This window comes from Streptomyces sp. BL1, assembly GCF_057628045.1.
The window spans coordinates 3483454-3498290 of the sequence record NZ_JBXYWZ010000002.1; the positions used below are offsets into that span (position 1 = coordinate 3483454).

Here is a 14837-nt window from a genome sequence, read left to right on the forward strand (position 1 = left end):
GCGGCCCCCGCCTTTCGACGGATGACCTCTCACATCAGAGCCCCAAAGCGGAATCGAACCGCTGACCTTCTCCTTACCATGGAGACGCTCTGCCGACTGAGCTATTGGGGCGAGCGATGAAGACATTACACGCTTGGCCGCCGAAGGTGAAATCGGTATGGGGGCACCCCCGCCACCACTGCCGCACGGCCTCTCAACTGCCCCGCACACCACACCAGTACGACTATTCGGCTCCTCCCTGCCGGTGCCCCGAGCCCGTCCTAGGCTCGTTCCGCGTCGCGTGATCTTGACGCGATCACAGGGCAGCGTCACCGACCGGATCACCGGCCACCAGAACCGTCCAGCAAGCCGTGGGGAGTCCGATGGCCGAGAGTCAGCAGGAGCCGACCGCCACTCCCCCGCTGCTGCTCGGCGGCGCGCGGCTCGCCGACGGACGCACCGTCGACGTACGGATCTGCCGCGGCCGGATCGAGGCCGTGGGCACGGCGGGCAGCCTCGCGCCGGGACAACTGCCGTCCCAGGGCGCCCGGGTCGACCTGTCCGGCTATCTGCTGCTGCCGGCCCCCGCCGAACCGCACGCGCACTACGACACGGCGCTCACCGCCGGACTCCCGGGACCCGACGGGCCGCCGGCCTGCACCCCCGAGGAACTCCAGCGGCGTACGACGGAGGCCGCGCTGCTCCAACTCGGCCACGGCGCCACGGCCTTGCGCACCCACGTGCACGTCGGCGACGTGGCCGGACTGCGCTCCCTGGAAGCCGTACTGCAGGCCCGGCACGCGCTGCGCGGACTGACCGAGCTGCAGACCGTCGCCGTACCGCGGCTGCTGACCGGGGCCGCGGGCGCCGAAGGGCTCGCGGTGCTGCGGGACGCGGTGAAGATGGGCGCGACGGTGATCGGCGGCTGCCCCGACCTGGACCCGGACCCGGGCGGCTACGTCGACGCCGTGCTGGAGGTCGCCGCCGAACACGGCTGCGCGGTCGATCTGCACACCGAGGGCGACGACCCGGCCCGGCTGGCCCGGCTGGCAGCCGCCGCGGGCGGGCTCAGGCCGGACGTCGCCATCGGACCGTGCGCGGGGCTGGCCCGGCTGCCGCAGGAGGCGGCGGCGCGCGCGGCCGGCCAGCTTGCCGCGGCGGGAGTCACCGTCATCTGCCTGCCGCAGGGCAACTGCGGGGCGGTGGGCCGCCGTTCCCCGTCCGGCCCCGCCGCCCTGCCGCCCGTACGGCTGCTCGCCGCCGCCGGCGTACCGGTGGCCGCGGGCAGCGGGGCGCTGCGGGACGCGGCCAACGAGGTGGGCAGGGGCGACCCGTTGGAGGCCGCCTACCTGCTGGCGTCGCACGGAGAGGCCCGTCCTGAGGGCGCGTACGACACGGTCGCCGCCGGCGCCCGGCGGGCCATGGGCCTGCCGAAGGTCCGTGTGGAGGCCGGTTTTCCGGCCGAACTGCTGGCGGTGCGCGGGCAGGATCTGGCGGGCGTGCTGTCGCTCGCGTACAGCCGGGTGGTCGTGCACCGGGGGCGTGTCGTGGCACGGACCAGCGCAGTGCGGGAGTACTGCGACATCGCCCCCACGGGTGAGCTCGATCTGCCCCGGCAGGCGCAGGGCTGACCGTTCGGCACCCGTTCCGGCGCCGATCACCCAGGCTGCGTACCGGGAGGCGTACGGTCGGTGACATGCGCACAGTTATCGCTGGTGGACACGGTCAGATCGCGTTGCGGCTGGAGCGGTTGCTCGCCGGACGCGGGGACGAGGTGGCGGGCGTCATCCGGCGGCCCGAGCAGGCGAGCGACCTGCTCGCGGCAGGCGCCGAGCCCGTCGTATGCGACCTGGAATCGGCCTCTGTGGAAGAGGTCACAAAGCACCTGGAGGGCGCGGACGCCGCGGTCTTCGCCGCGGGCGCGGGACCCGGCAGCGGCGCGGAACGGAAGGAGACCGTCGACCGGGACGCGGCGCTGCTCTTCGCCGACGCTGCCCAACAGGCAGGCGTACGGCGGTACATCATCGTCTCGTCGATGGGCGCCGACGCCTCGCTGCAGGGGACGCCGGAGGGCATGGACCCGGTCTTCGCGACGTACCAGCGCGCGAAGGGCGCGGCGGACGACGCCGTACGGGCACGGGACGACCTCGACTGGACGGTCCTGCGGCCGGGCCTGCTGACGAACGACACGGGCACGGGCCTGGTGCGGCTCGCGGAGAAGACCGGGCGGGACGAGGTGACGCGCGACGATGTCGCCGCGGTGCTCGTCGGGCTGCTGGACACGCCGGGCACGGCGGGCCGCACGCTGGAGCTGATCGGCGGGGACACCCCGATCCAGAAGGCCGTCGCCGAGGTGACGGGCGGCTGAGCCGCCGCCCGCGGCAAAAGGAACGGCACACCCGGCACACAGAGAAGGCCCCCGACTCGGAAGTCGGGGGCCTTTTCCCAGCTGTGGCGGCGCTAGGATTCGAACCTAGGAAGGCTGAGCCGGCAGATTTACAGTCTGCTCCCTTTGGCCGCTCGGGCACACCGCCTGGGAATGCCGCCGTGGGGCGCCGCTGTGGGCGGTGCTCCGTGGCAACGGTGTAAACCATACCCGATGACGGGGGGTGGTTCGCCACCCGGTTGATCAGCCGTGGAGCACCAGGGGGATGGCTAGGCTGGCGGGGCGGTCCGCAAGGCCCGCATTCCCCGACCGATCTACATACGAGGAGCCAACTCACCATGGCCGACTCCAGTTTCGACATCGTCTCGAAGGTCGATCGGCAGGAGGTCGACAACGCCCTCAACCAGGCGGCCAAGGAGATTTCGCAGCGCTATGACTTCAAGGGCATCGGCGCCACGGTCGACTGGTCGGGCGAGAAGATCGAGATGCGCGCCAACTCCGAGGAGCGCGTGAAGGCCGTACTCGACATCTTCCAGGGCAAGCTGATCAAGCGCGGGATCTCGCTGAAGGCGCTGGACGCGGGCGAGCCGCAGCCCTCCGGCAAGGAGTACAAGATCTTCGCGTCCCTGAAGGAAGGTATCTCCCAGGACGAGGCGAAGAAGGTCGCGAAGACGATCAGGGACGAGGGCCCCAAGGGCGTCAAGGCCCAGGTTCAGGGCGATGAGCTCCGGGTGACCTCGAAGAGCCGGGACCACCTGCAGGACGTCATCTCGCTGCTCAAGGGCAAGGACTTCGACTTCCCGCTGCAGTTCGTCAACTACCGCTGACCAGCGGTTCCGTGGGCCGGCGTGCGGTCCGTGCCGGCGCGGCGCGCCGGCACGGCCGGCTACCAGCGGTAGTGCGGGTAGGCCGTCGGCGACCGGGTGGGGACGACGTCCCGGCCCAGCGGCATCAGGGAGATGGGGATCATCTTGAAGTGGGCGATCCCGAACGGGATGCCGATGATCGTCACGCAAAAGGCGATGCCGGCGGTGATGTGCCCGATGGCGAGCCAGATGCCCGCGAACACGAGCCAGATGATGTTGCCGATGCCGGAGGCGACACCGGCGCCGCGCCGCTCGACCGTCATCCTGCCGAACGGCCACAGCACATAGCCGGCGATCCGGAACGCGGCGATGCCGAACGGGATCGTCACGATGAGGACGCAGCAGATGACGCCGGCGAGCACGTAACCGAGCGCTATCCAGAGGCCGGAGAACACGAACCAGATCAGGTTCAGCAGCGTTTTCATGAGCGCCACCCTGCCATCTTCTCCAGCCGGGCCACGCGCTCGCCCATGGGCGGGTGGGTGGAGAAGAGCTTGCTGACACCCTCGCCGCGGCGGAACGGGTTGGCGATCATCATGTGGCTGGCGGTCTCCAGCCGGGGCTCCGGCGGCAGCGGCGCCTGCTGGGTACCGGACTCCAGCTTGCGCAGCGCGGACGCCAGCGCCAGCGGGTCACCGGTCAGCTGGGCGCCGGACGCGTCCGCCTCGTACTCCCGGGAGCGGGAGACGGCGAGCTGGATGAGCGAGGCCGCGAGCGGCCCCAGGATCATGATCAGCAGCATGCCGAACAGGCCGGGCCCCTCGTCGTCGTCCGAGCGGCCGAAGGGGATCAGCCAGGCGAAGTTGACCAGGAACATCACGACGGAGGCGAGCGCGCCCGCCACGGACGAGATGAGGATGTCGCGGTTGTAGACGTGGCTCAGCTCGTGGCCGAGGACGCCGCGCAGCTCGCGCTCGTCGAGCAGGCGAAGGATGCCCTCGGTGCAGCACACCGCGCTGTTGCGCGGGTTGCGGCCGGTGGCGAACGCGTTGGGCGCCTGGGTCGGTGAGATGTAGAGCCGGGGCATCGGCTGCCGCGCGGCCGTCGACAGCTCTCTGACGATGCGGTACAGCTGCGGGGCCTCGAACTCGCTGACGGGCCGGGCCCGCATGGCGCGCAGGGCGATCTTGTCGCTGTTCCAGTACGCGTAGGCGTTCACGCCGAGTGCGATGAGCAGGGCGAGGACAAGGCCCGCACGGCCGAAGAAACTTCCGATGACGATGATGAGAGCGGACAAGCCCCCGAGGAGCAAAGCCGTCCTCAGCCCGTTGTGCCGGTGCACGGTACGCCCTCCAGGTGGTGCGGCAGGGGAACCCTGAGCCAGGTGGTCGTCCCACCTCTCCAGTGGACCCTCACGTAGTGGTCAACGCGAGGCGGAGTGCTCCAGTTCCCAGGTCAGCGCAGCCCAGGTCACGCAGCCCAGGTCACGCAGGCGCAGCCCGGGTCAGGTCAGAGGGGGCGGGCGGCGGGAGGTGTCACTGGAGGCCGCCGCCCGCGTACGTGAGGACCAGTTCGGGCCAGAGGGAGAGGACGACCGCGGCAACTGCCGTGAGGGCGACGGCCGTCGCGAGCGGCGCGGAGAAACGGGTGCGCGCGGGCGCGTGCGCCGGGGCCGGGCGGAACAGCAGCGCTGTCCACTGGAGGTAGTAGTAGAGCGCCATGACGACGTTGACGGCCATGACGACCGCGAGCCAGCCGAGTCCGTTGCCGACGGCCGTGGAGAACACGGCGACCTTGGCGAACAGGCCGATGAGGCCCGGCGGCAGGCCGGCCAGGCAGAGCAGGAAGAAGGCCAGCGCGAGCGCGGCCAGCGGGTGGGACGCGTACAGGCCGCGGTAGTCGTCGAGCCGGTTGGCGCTGCGCGTACGGGCCACGTGGGCGACGACGGCGAAGGCGCCGAGGTTCACGGCCGCGTACATCAGCAGGTAGGCGACGGTGGCGCCGACGGAGGCGAGGGCGAGGTCGGTCTCCGGGCCCGCGTCCTGCGCGGCGGCGGCGAGGGGCACCAGCAGATAGCCCGCCTGTCCGACGGAGGACCAGGCCAGCAGGCGTACGGCGCCGCGAGACCGGCCGGGGCGCTGGCGGAGCGCGGCCGCGTTGCCGAGAGTCATCGTGAGCGCGGCGAGCACCGCGAGGGCCGGGCCCCAGACGTCCGCGAGGGAGCTGAAGCCGCGCACCGTGAGCAGGACGAGGCCGGAGAGTCCGGCAGTTTTGCCGACGACTGAGAGGAACGCGGCGACGGGCACGGGGGCGCCGACGTACGTCTCGGGCACCCAGAAGTGGAACGGGACCACGGCGGCCTTGAAGGCGAAGCCGACGAGTGTGAGCACGATGCCCGTCGTGGCGAGGGTGCGCAGTTGCGGGTCGGTGTGTCCGAGGGCCTTGTCGACCTCGTACAGGTGGAGCGTGCCGGTGGCCGCGTACACGAAGCTCGCACCGAGCAGGGTGACGGCGGTGGCGGTCACCGACGACAGGAAGAACTTCAGTGCCGCCTCGGACGAACGGCGGTCGCCGCGGCGCAGTCCGACCAGTGCGAAGGCCGGCAGGGAGGCCACTTCGAGGGCGACGACGAGGGTGACCAGGTCGCGCGAGGCGGGGATCAGTGCGGCGCCCGCGGTGGCGGACAGCAGCAGGAACCAGAACTCGCCCGGCGGCAGCCCCTGTTCGCGCACCGCGGGCATCGACAGCAGTGCGGTGACGAACCCGGCGGCGAGGACGAGGAACTGGATGACGAGCGTGAAGGAGTCGGCGTAGTAGCTGCAGGCGTGCGACCCCTGGGTGAGACAGAAGGTCTCGCCCTTGTGCGTGCTGACCGGGATCAGCGTCAGTACGGCGACGGCCAGGAAGACCGCCGCCGCGGGTCCGAGCAGCCGCTTGCGCGAGCCTTCCAGGAAGAGGTCGGCGACCAGCAGGACGAGCGCCGCCACGGCGGTGACGGTGGGCGGCGCGATCGCGAGCCAGTCGACGGACTGGACGGCGTTCGCTGCGAGTTCGGTGGTGGCGGCGGTCATCGGGACACTCCTGGCAGGAGGTGCTGCACGGCCGGATCGGTGAGCCCGAGGAGGAGCGCGGGCCACAGTCCGGCGAGGACGGTGAGGGCGACGAGCGGCGTCCAGGCGGCCAGTTCGTACGGACGGACGTCGGGGAGGGCGGCCACGGCCGTCTCCTCCTGCACGCCGGTCGCGTCGGGTGCGGCGGCCTCCGGGGCGGCTGTCTTGTCCGCGGCCGCTGTCCTGTCCGCGGTCGCCGTCTTCTCCGGCGCTGTGGAGGTCAGTTCCTCGCGGACGGGCTGTGCGTCGCCGTGCGGGGCGGTCTGCGGGTCGCCCATGCAGACACGTCGCACGACCACCAGCATGTACGCGGCGGTCAGCAGGGTGCCGAGGGCGCCGAGGACCATGAAGGTGAGGAAGGCGGGCCGGCTGAGTCCGTCCGCCGGGTGGAACGCGCCGAGCAGCGCGAGCATCTCGCCCCAGAATCCCGCGAGTCCGGGCAGTCCGAGGGACGCCACGGCGGCGAAGGCCAGCAGTCCGCCGAACCGCGGGGTGCGTCCGTACAGTGCGGCGCCCGTTCCCGCGCTGCCGGACAGTGCGTCGAGATCCGTCGTGCCGGTGCGGTCCTTGAGGGCGCCGACGAGGAAGAAGAGCAGGCCGGTGATGAGGCCGTGCGCGATGTTGGCGAACAGTGCGCCGTTGACGCCGGTGTGCGTCATGGAGGCGATGCCCAGCAGCACGAAACCCATGTGCCCGACGGACGAGTACGCGATGAGCCGCTTGAGGTCGCCGCGCGCGCCCCGGCGCGCGAGGGCGAGACACGCGAGCGATCCGTAGATGATGCCGACGACGGCGAAGGCGGCCACATAGGGGGCGAACGTCCGCATGCCGTCCGGTGTTACGGGGAGCAGGATCCGTACGAACCCGTAGGTGCCCATCTTCAGCAGCACGCCGGCGAGCAGGACGGAGCCCACGGTGGGCGCCGCGGTGTGCGCGTCGGGCAGCCAGCTGTGCAGCGGCCACATGGGCGCCTTGACGGCCAGTCCGATGCCGACGGCGAGAACGGCGATCAGCTGGGTCGTGCGGGTCAGGCCGGAGTGTCCGTCGGTGGCCAGGGCCACCATGTCGAACGTGCCGCCCTTCAGACCGATGAGCAGCAGCCCGAGCAGCATCACGACGGAGCCGAGCAGCGTGTAGAGGATGAACTTCCAGGCTGCCTTCGCCCTGTTCTCGCCGCCCCAGCGGGCGATGAGGAAGTACATCGGGATGAGGACCATCTCGAAGGCCAGGAAGAACAGCATCAGGTCGAGCACGGCGAACGTCGCGAGGGTGCCCGATTCGAGGACCAGGATGAGCGCGACGAACGCCTTGGGGCTCGGGCCCGCGGGCATGCGGAAGTAGCTGTAGAGCGCGCACAGGAACGTCAGCAGCGCGGTCAGGACGAGCAGCGGCAGCGAGATCCCGTCGATGCCGAAGTGCAGCCGGATGCCGAGTGCCGGGATCCAGTCGACGTTCGACTCGGCCTGCATGGCGGCCGGTTTGTCGTGGTCGAAGCCGAGGGCGAGCAGCACCGAGGCGAGCAGGACGACACCGGTGACAGTGACGCCGTGCCGCAGTACGGCCTGGTCGGGCCCGCGGCCTCCGAGTCCGGGCGGGGCGGGCAGCAGGGCGGCGAGCGCACCGAGCAGCGGAACGGCGACGACGGCGACGAGCAGCAGCTGCATCGCGGTGCCGGGGAGTGCGATCACGGTCAGGCTCCTCCGCTTCCGGTGGCGAGGATGACGAGGGCCACGGCGAGGACGAGGGAGCCGGCGAGCAGCGCGCCGAGGTAGGTCTGCACATTGCCGGTCTGTGCGCGGCGTACGAGGGTGCCGAGGACGCGGGGGCCGAGCCCAGCCCCGCGCACGTAGGTGTCGACGACCTCGCGGTCGAGGAAGCGGACGAGCCGGGCGGCGCCCCGGGTCGGGCGGACGACGAGCGCCTGGCAGGCGGCGTCGAGGTGGAAGCCGTGCGCGGCGTGCCGGTACAGCGGGCCGAGCAGGAGGCGTCCCGGGTCGGCGGGGTCGGGCGCGGACGCCCGGTCGCCGTACGCCGGTTCGTGGCTGGCGATGGCCTCGGCCTCGGAGACCGCCGGGTCGGCGCCGGGGTGCGCGGCGACGGCGCCGAGGGGCGCGCGGGCCGCGGCGCGCGCGGTCGTGTGCCGCCAGGCCGCGTACATGACGATGCCGCCGGCGAGGGCGAGGGCCGTGGCGAGCACGGAGGTGGTGAGGGTCGGCCCGAGGGAGCCGCCGTCGAACCACTGCGGGAGCGTGCCGTAGAGGATGCCGAACGCGAGGGAGGGGACGGCGAGCACCCACAGCACGGCGTTCATGACGACGGGCTGGCGGGCGTGTTCGTCTGTTGCCTCGGCGGGCTTCTCGGCGACGGCGGCCGACGTGTTGCCGCGGAAGGCGAGCAGCCAGAGGCGGGCCGCGTAGGCGGCGGTGAGTACGGCGGTGAGCAGGCCCGCGGCCAGTACGGTCCAGCCGGCCGCGGTGGGGACGCCGTGTCCCTCGCCCACCGCCGCGTGTTCGGCGGCGCCGAGCACGGCCTCCTTGGAGAAGAACCCGGCGAACGGCGGGACGGCGGCGAGCGCGAGCAGCGCGACGGTCATCGTCCAGAAGGCGTCGGGGGCGCGCTTGGCGATGCCGCCCATCCGGGCCATCGCGGCGAGGGAGTTCGTACCGGCGGCGTGGATGACGACGCCGGCGGCGAGGAACAGCAGCGCCTTGAACGCGCCGTGCGACAGCAGGTGGAAGACGGCCGCGCCGCGGTCGAGTACGGCCAGTGCTCCCGCCATGTAGGCGAGTTGGCCGATGGTCGACCAGGCGAGGACGCGTTTGATGTCGTCCTGTGCGAGGGCCGCGAGCGCCGAGCCGACCATCGTGACGGCGGCCATGACGGCCAGCACGACGAGCGCCGCGGCGGAGGCGGCGAAGACGGGCAGCAGCCGTGCGACGAAGTAGATGCCGGCCGCGACCATCGTGGCGGCGTGGATCAGCGCGGAGACGGGGGTGGGGCCCGCCATCGCGTCGGGCAGCCAGATGTTCAGCGGGAACTGCGCGGACTTGCCCGCGACTCCGGCCAGCAGCAGCAGCGCGATGACGGTGGGGTGCGCGAGTTCGAACCCGGAGATGGTCGAGGTGAGCCGGGTGGTGATCTCGCTGATGCGGAAGCTGTGCGCCTCGGAGGCCAGCGCCAGGATGCCGATCAGGAAGGGCACGTCGCCGAACTTGGTGACGAGGAACGCCTTGATCGAGGCGGCCCGCGCGGCCTGCGTCTCCCAGTAGTGCCCGACGAGGAAGTACGAGCAGATGCCCATGATTTCCCAGCCGACCAGCAGCACGATGAGGTCGTCGCTGTAGACGACGAGGAACATCGCCGACGTGAACAGCGAGACGAGCGCCGCGTACGACGAGTAGCGCGGGTCGTCGCGGAGGTAGCCGGTGGAGTAGAGCTGCACACAGGACGCGACGACGCCGACGAGGACGGCGACGAGCACCGCGAAACCGTCCAGGTGCAGGGCGAGTTCGACCGGGAGGGACGCGTTGCCCGTGGGGGTCAGCTCGGTGGAGGCGCGCAGCGCCGTGCCGCCGCCCTGGCGGGCCGCGACGAGGACGGCGAGGACGGTCGCGAGAAGCGTGGGCAGTACGGCCAGTGGCTGTACGAGTCCGGGGACACGGCGGCCGAGGAGCAGACCCGCGACGGCGGCGAGGAAGGGCAGCAGCGGGACGAGGGCGGCGAGGGTCGTGGTGGTCACGCGGTCTGCCTCCGGGTGGGGGTGACCTGGTCGGGGGCGGCGGCGGAAGCGCCTCCGGGGGCGCTGTCAGTGGCGGGTGCCACACTCTCCGTATCGCTCGAACCGTCCCCGGGCACGGGGCCGTCGGGACTGTCGGAGCCGCCGGGGGCTCCGTCGGAACCGCCGGTCGCGTCGGGTCCCTCCGGCTCGTGGAGGTCCCGGAGGCCGTCGACATCGGAGCTGCCGCGGTTGCGGTAGACGAGCAGCACGATGGCGAGGCCGATGCCGATCTCGGCGGCGGCGATGGCGATGGTGAAGAGAGTGAGGGCCTGGCCCGTGTGCAGGGTGTCGCGGAGCCAGACATCGAAGGCGACGAGATTGAGATTGACGGCGTTGAGCATCAGCTCGACCGACATGAGCACCAGGATGGCGTTCCGGCGCGCGAGGACTCCGTAGATCCCGGTGCAGAAGAGGAGGACGGCGAGGACCGCGGGATAGGCGAGGTGCATCAGGCGTCCCCCTCCTCGGAGTTGTGCTCGGAGGCGTCCTTGGCGGAGGACGCAGCCTTGCGGGAGGGCGGGGTCTCGGGGGTGTCCTCGGCCTCGGGGGTGCCCCTGCGGGAGAGCACGATCGCGCCGACGAGTGCGGCGAGGAGGAGGACGGAGAGCGCCTCGAAGGGCAGCACCCAGTGCCGGAAGAGGGCGACGCCGGTGACGCGGGTGGAGCCCAGCACGGCCGAGTCGAGGTCGATCCAGGTGGCCCTGAAGGCATCGACGACGAGCGTGACCAGCGTCGCCGCGGCGGCCACGGCGACGGCCAGCGCGATCCAGCGGTTGCCCGAATCGGCGTCCGGGGAACGGCCGATGGGCGCCCTGGTGAGCATCAGCCCGAAGAGGAGGAGCACGACGACGGACCCCACGTAGATCAGCACCTGGACCCAGGCGATGAACTCCGCGGTGAGGAGGAGGTATTCGACGGCGATGCCGCCGAGCGCCGCCACCAGCCAGAGCGCTGCGTGCACCAGCTGTTTGGTGGTGACGGTGACGAGGGCCGCGCCGAGAGTGGCGAGGCCGACGAGCACGAAGACGATCTCCACCCCGGTGGGTGAGAGGAAGCCCTGAGGGGCGGCTGCGGCGAGGGTCACTGCTCGTCCTCCTGCCGTTCGGCCTCCTGCTGCTGGGCGGCGAGCTTGTCGGCCGTCTTGCGGGCGGCGCCGAGTTCCTTGGGCTCCTCCGCGTTCGGGTCGAGGGCCGGCGGCTCGGGCACCGTCCACATCCAGTCGCGGAGCTTGTCCCGCTCGTGGGTGAGGTCGCGGATGTCGGTCTCCGCGTACTCGAACTCCGGTGACCAGAACAGCGCGTCGAAAGGACAGACATCGATGCAGATACCGCAGTACATGCAGAGCGAGAAGTCGATGGCGAAGCGGTCCAGCACGTTGCGGCTGCGCTCGCGTCCGCCCGGCGCGGCCGCCGGCATCGTCTCCTTGTGGGAGTCGATGTAGATGCACCAGTCGGGGCACTCGCGCGCGCACAGCATGCAGACCGTGCAGTTCTCCTCGAACAGCGCGATGACGCCGCGGGTGCGCGGGGCCAGTTCGGGCTGGGCGTCGGGATAGTGGTCGGTGACGGACCGCCGGGTCATCGTGCGCAGGGTGACGGCCAGGCCCTTGGCGAGGCCGGTTCCGGGGATGGGCATTACTGGATCACCACCTTGACGACGCCGGTGAGCGCGATCTGGAACAGGGCGAGGGGGACGAGCGTGGTCCACGCGATGCGCTGGATCTGGTCCTCGCGCAGCCGCGGGTAGGTGACGCGCAGCCAGATGACGCCGAAGGCGAGGACCGCCGTCTTCAGCAGCGTCCACACCCAGCCCAGTTCACCGGCGAACGGACCGTGCCAGCCGCCGAGGAAGAGTACGGCGGTGAGCGCGGAGAGGATGACGATGCCCGCGTACTCGGCGAGGAGGAACAGCGCGAACCGCAGTCCCGTGTATTCGGTGTAGGCGCCGAAGATGATCTCGGAATCGGCCACCGGCGCGTCGAACGGCGGCCGTTGCAGTTCGGCAAGACCGGCGACGAAGAAGACGACGCCGCCGATGACCTGCCACGGCAGCCACCACCACTGCCAGGCGTCGAGGATGCCGGGCAGCGACAGGGTGCCCGCCGCCATGGCGACGGACGCCGCGGCGAGCAGCATCGGCAGCTCGTACGCCATCAGCTGTGCGGCGGTCCGCAGACCGCCGAGGAGGGAGAACTTGTTGGCGGACGCCCAGCCGCCCATGAGCGAGCCGAGCACGCCGACACCCATGACGGCCAGCACGAAGAAGATGCCGGTGTCGAGGTCCTGGATGACGCCGCCGTCCGGGGCGACCGGGATGGCCACGAGGACGAGGAGGTACGGGATGAGCGCCACGGCAGGCGCGAGCTGAAAGATGCGGCGGTCGGCGCCGCCCGGGACGATGTCTTCCTTCTGCGCGAACTTGACACCGTCGGCGACGAGTTGGGCCCAGCCGTGGAAGCCGCCCGCGTACATGGGGCCGACGCGGCCCTGCATATGGGCCATGACCTTGTGTTCGGACTGGCCCACGAGCAGCGGCAGCACGAGGAAGGCGACCAGGACGGCGAGCAGGCGGAGTACGACGTCGAGGACGTCCATCAGGCGTCGTCCCTCCTCTCGGATTCCGGGGCGCGTTCCGGCTGCTCCGGTTGCTCGGGCTGTGCGGGTTGCTCCGGCGGTGCGGGTTGCTCGGGCTGTGCCGGTTGCTCGGCTTGGTCGGACGGGGCCGGCTTGTGCCAGGGGGCGTCCGTGGAACGGGGCGGCTCCGGTGTGGCCGCACCCTCCGCGGGTGTGCCCTCCGACGGTGCGGCCGCCGCGCGTTGCTGGCTCGCCGAGCCGGCGCTCGCGCTGCGGGTGCGGCGGGCCGGGCGTTCACCGGCGGCCCCCTCCGTACGGGCGCGGCCGCGTGCCGGGCGCGCCGGTACGGGCGGGAGCTGGCCCTTGAGCGGGCCCCACTCGTTCGGGTCGGGTACGCCGGGGGGCAGCATCTGCCGCCGCTTGGGCCCGCCGTGGCCGGACTCGCCGGGCTCCTTGGCGCCGGGCCAGGCCTTGGCGACGCGTGCCGCCAGCACGAAGTCCTTGCGCAGCGGGTGCCCTTCGAAGGTGTCGGGCAGCAGCAGCGGTACGAGGTGCGGGTGGTCCGCGAAGGCGATGCCGAACATCTCGTGCGTTTCGCGCTCGTGCCAGGACGCGCCCGCGTACACGCCGGTCGCGGTCGGCAGTTCCGGCGTCTCGTGCGGGACGGTCGTGCGCAGCACGAGCCGGTGCAGTCCGTCACCCGCGGCGGCGGGCAGCGCGACGACGTGGGCGCACACGCGGAAGCCCGTGCCCGGTTCGTCGACGGCGCTCAGCCAGTCGAAGTAGCTGCAGCCCAGCTGGTCGCGGGCGGTCGCCAGCGCGGGCAGCCAGCTGCCGGGCGGCACGTCGACGGTGAGCAGCCCGTACGACTCCTCGGCCGTCGCGCCCTCGCCGAAGAGGTCCTCGGCGCTCGCGGGAAGCCAGCCGACGGGCGCCGCGGGCGGGGCTTCCGCCCCGGCTTGTTCCGCTTCAGCCTGCGCGGACTCCGCCTGCTCAGCCGCCGGTTTCGCGGATTCCGTCTGGGCCGCTTCCGTCTCGGTGGTGTCGTCTGGTGGGGGGACGGGGGTGGTCGGGTCGTTGGGCTTGTTCGGCTCGGTCACCGGCCGTTCCCCTCCGTGCCCTCGTTTCCGTCCGTGCCCTCCGCACCGGCCGCGTCCGCCGGAGCCGGCGGGGTGACCAGGCCGCTGGTGAGTGCCGCGTTGGAGGGGCGTCCCTCGGCGGCCGGGGCCGCGTACCGGTCGGCGGTCGACTCGCGGGAGATCTTCTCCTGGAGCTTCAGCACGCCCTGGAGCAGCGCCTCGGGCCGCGGCGGGCAGCCCGGTACGTACACGTCGACCGGGATGATCTGGTCGACGCCCTTCGTCACGGAGTACGAGTCCCAGTACGGGCCGCCGCAGTTGGAGCACGCGCCGAAGGAGATGACGTACTTCGGCTCCGGCATCTGTTCGTACAGCCGCTTCACCGCGGGCGCCATCTTGTCCGTCACGGTGCCGGAGACCACCATCAGGTCGGCCTGCCGCGGCCCCGGTGCGAAGGGGATCACGCCGAGCCGGATGAAGTCGTGCCGGGCCATGGAGGCGGCGATGAACTCGATGGCGCAGCACGCGAGCCCGAAGTTGAACACCCAGAGGCTGTAGCGGCGGCCCCAGTTGAGGACGACCTTCATCGGTTCTGGTGCCAGCCGCGAGAGCACCCCGAGCTTGCCCGCGGGCGCGGCGCCGGCCCGGGCCGACGGGGGCACCGGGTCGGGGAGGTCCACCGGGGCGCCGGCGCCCGAAGCGCCCGGCGCACCGGAAGTGCTGTGCGGCGTCTGCGTTACGTCCATTCCAGGACGCCCTTCTTCCATGCGTACAGCAGGCCGACGGTGAGGAAGCCGAGGAAGATGAACATCTCCACCAGCGTGATGCCGCCGAAGCCCGGCGCGGCGAAGACCGTCGCCCACGGGAACAGGAAGACCGAGTCGACTGCGAAGATCACGTAGAGGAACGCATAGACGTAGTAGCGCACTTGCGTGTGCGCCCAGTCGTCGCCGACCGGGTCGACGCCGCACTCGTACGTCAGCAGCTTCTCCCGCGTGGGGACCACCGGCCGCAGCAGCCGTCCGGATCCGAAGGCCGCGGCGACGAAGAGCACCCCGACGACCGCGACCAGCCCGACGACCGAGTAGCCGTGGAAATAGTCCGGCACGTCCCTCGCCCGTCCTTA

At 71.6% G+C, this 14837-nt stretch carries 15 protein-coding genes and 2 tRNA genes; 3 read left to right on the plus strand and 14 right to left on the minus strand.

Annotated features, from left to right (window positions below; translation table 11 throughout):
• Window positions 1-38: 38 nt before the first annotated feature.
• Window positions 39-111: transfer RNA gene (locus AC3AGO_RS15350), tRNA-Thr, on the minus strand.
• Between the two features lie 251 nt (window positions 112-362).
• Here AC3AGO_RS15350 and AC3AGO_RS15355 point away from each other — a divergent pair.
• Entirely contained in the window at window positions 363-1610 is a 1248-nt protein-coding gene (locus tag AC3AGO_RS15355) for an amidohydrolase family protein (protein ID WP_487820760.1), read from the plus strand.
• Window positions 1611-1675: 65 nt separating this feature from the next.
• Window positions 1676-2347 carry an NAD(P)H-binding protein gene (locus AC3AGO_RS15360; protein ID WP_487820761.1) on the plus strand — a complete coding sequence of 224 codons (672 nt, stop codon included), beginning with the start codon at window positions 1676-1678 and terminating at the stop codon, window positions 2345-2347.
• Between the two features lie 84 nt (window positions 2348-2431).
• On the opposite strand, the gene AC3AGO_RS15365 is transcribed toward AC3AGO_RS15360, so the two are convergent.
• Window positions 2432-2513, minus strand: a tRNA-Tyr gene (locus AC3AGO_RS15365).
• A gap of 190 nt (window positions 2514-2703) precedes the next feature.
• Between AC3AGO_RS15365 and AC3AGO_RS15370 the strand changes: the two genes are divergently transcribed.
• Entirely contained in the window at window positions 2704-3192 is a 489-nt protein-coding gene (locus AC3AGO_RS15370) for a YajQ family cyclic di-GMP-binding protein (protein WP_487820762.1), read from the plus strand.
• A 59-nt stretch (window positions 3193-3251) separates the two neighbouring features.
• Here AC3AGO_RS15370 and AC3AGO_RS15375 read toward each other — a convergent pair whose 3' ends face one another.
• The 12 genes from AC3AGO_RS15375 to AC3AGO_RS15430 all read right to left on the minus strand — a co-directional run bounded on the left by AC3AGO_RS15375 (window position 3252) and on the right by AC3AGO_RS15430 (window position 14819).
• Entirely contained in the window at window positions 3252-3656 is a 405-nt protein-coding gene (locus AC3AGO_RS15375; RefSeq protein WP_487820763.1) for a YccF domain-containing protein, read from the minus strand.
• Window positions 3653-4513 (minus strand): zinc metalloprotease HtpX, encoded by an 861-nt coding sequence (htpX, locus tag AC3AGO_RS15380; RefSeq protein ID WP_487820764.1) that lies wholly within the window; start codon window positions 4511-4513, stop codon window positions 3653-3655. Before htpX ends, AC3AGO_RS15375 begins: the two co-directional genes overlap by 4 nt.
• 193 nt (window positions 4514-4706) lie before the next feature.
• Window positions 4707-6242: an NADH-quinone oxidoreductase subunit N gene (locus AC3AGO_RS15385; RefSeq protein ID WP_487820765.1), complete on the minus strand. Its 1536-nt coding sequence runs from the start codon at window positions 6240-6242 to the stop codon at window positions 4707-4709.
• Entirely contained in the window at window positions 6239-7945 is a 1707-nt protein-coding gene (locus AC3AGO_RS15390; protein ID WP_487824667.1) for a complex I subunit 4 family protein, read from the minus strand. Before AC3AGO_RS15390 ends, AC3AGO_RS15385 begins: the two co-directional genes overlap by 4 nt.
• Before the next feature lie 26 nt (window positions 7946-7971).
• Entirely contained in the window at window positions 7972-10020 is a 2049-nt protein-coding gene (locus AC3AGO_RS15395) for an NADH-quinone oxidoreductase subunit 5 family protein (protein WP_487820766.1), read from the minus strand.
• Window positions 10017-10508 (minus strand): NADH-quinone oxidoreductase subunit NuoK, encoded by a 492-nt coding sequence (gene nuoK, locus AC3AGO_RS15400; RefSeq protein ID WP_487820767.1) that lies wholly within the window; start codon window positions 10506-10508, stop codon window positions 10017-10019. The genes AC3AGO_RS15395 and nuoK overlap by 4 nt, the downstream gene beginning before the upstream one ends.
• Window positions 10508-11143 (minus strand): NADH-quinone oxidoreductase subunit J family protein, encoded by a 636-nt coding sequence (locus tag AC3AGO_RS15405; RefSeq protein ID WP_487820768.1) that lies wholly within the window; start codon window positions 11141-11143, stop codon window positions 10508-10510. Before AC3AGO_RS15405 ends, nuoK begins: the two co-directional genes overlap by 1 nt.
• Window positions 11140-11694 carry a NuoI/complex I 23 kDa subunit family protein gene (locus AC3AGO_RS15410; protein WP_487820769.1) on the minus strand — a complete coding sequence of 185 codons (555 nt, stop codon included), beginning with the start codon at window positions 11692-11694 and terminating at the stop codon, window positions 11140-11142. Before AC3AGO_RS15410 ends, AC3AGO_RS15405 begins: the two co-directional genes overlap by 4 nt.
• A complete protein-coding gene (locus AC3AGO_RS15415) occupies window positions 11694-12656 on the minus strand; it encodes a complex I subunit 1/NuoH family protein (protein ID WP_487824668.1) in 963 nt (320 codons plus the stop codon). Before AC3AGO_RS15415 ends, AC3AGO_RS15410 begins: the two co-directional genes overlap by 1 nt.
• On the minus strand, window positions 12653-13732 hold the full coding sequence (locus tag AC3AGO_RS15420) for an NADH-quinone oxidoreductase subunit C (RefSeq protein ID WP_487820770.1): 1080 nt from the start codon (window positions 13730-13732) through the stop codon (window positions 12653-12655). Before AC3AGO_RS15420 ends, AC3AGO_RS15415 begins: the two co-directional genes overlap by 4 nt.
• A complete protein-coding gene (locus tag AC3AGO_RS15425) occupies window positions 13729-14457 on the minus strand; it encodes an NADH-quinone oxidoreductase subunit B (protein ID WP_487820771.1) in 729 nt (242 codons plus the stop codon). The genes AC3AGO_RS15420 and AC3AGO_RS15425 overlap by 4 nt, the downstream gene beginning before the upstream one ends.
• Complete coding sequence (locus AC3AGO_RS15430) at window positions 14448-14819, minus strand: NADH-quinone oxidoreductase subunit A (RefSeq protein WP_487820772.1); 372 nt, start codon at window positions 14817-14819, stop codon at window positions 14448-14450. Before AC3AGO_RS15430 ends, AC3AGO_RS15425 begins: the two co-directional genes overlap by 10 nt.
• Window positions 14820-14837 lie beyond the last annotated feature (18 nt).

Excerpts from the sequence above, each read along its gene's own strand:
- AC3AGO_RS15425 (WP_487820771.1), bottom strand. The coding sequence starts at position 14,457 with ATGGACGTAACGCAGACGCCGCACAGCACTTCCGGTGCGCCGGGCGCT.
- AC3AGO_RS15390 (WP_487824667.1), bottom strand. The coding sequence starts at position 7,945 with ATGCAGCTGCTGCTCGTCGCCGTCGTCGCCGTTCCGCTGCTCGGTGCG.
- AC3AGO_RS15375 (WP_487820763.1), bottom strand. The coding sequence starts at position 3,656 with ATGAAAACGCTGCTGAACCTGATCTGGTTCGTGTTCTCCGGCCTCTGG.
- AC3AGO_RS15355 (WP_487820760.1), top strand. The coding sequence starts at position 363 with ATGGCCGAGAGTCAGCAGGAGCCGACCGCCACTCCCCCGCTGCTGCTC.
- AC3AGO_RS15410 (WP_487820769.1), bottom strand. The coding sequence starts at position 11,694 with ATGCCCATCCCCGGAACCGGCCTCGCCAAGGGCCTGGCCGTCACCCTG.
- AC3AGO_RS15385 (WP_487820765.1), bottom strand. The coding sequence starts at position 6,242 with ATGACCGCCGCCACCACCGAACTCGCAGCGAACGCCGTCCAGTCCGTC.
- AC3AGO_RS15370 (WP_487820762.1), top strand. The coding sequence starts at position 2,704 with ATGGCCGACTCCAGTTTCGACATCGTCTCGAAGGTCGATCGGCAGGAG.
- nuoK (WP_487820767.1), bottom strand. The coding sequence starts at position 10,508 with ATGCACCTCGCCTATCCCGCGGTCCTCGCCGTCCTCCTCTTCTGCACC.
- AC3AGO_RS15360 (WP_487820761.1), top strand. The coding sequence starts at position 1,676 with ATGCGCACAGTTATCGCTGGTGGACACGGTCAGATCGCGTTGCGGCTG.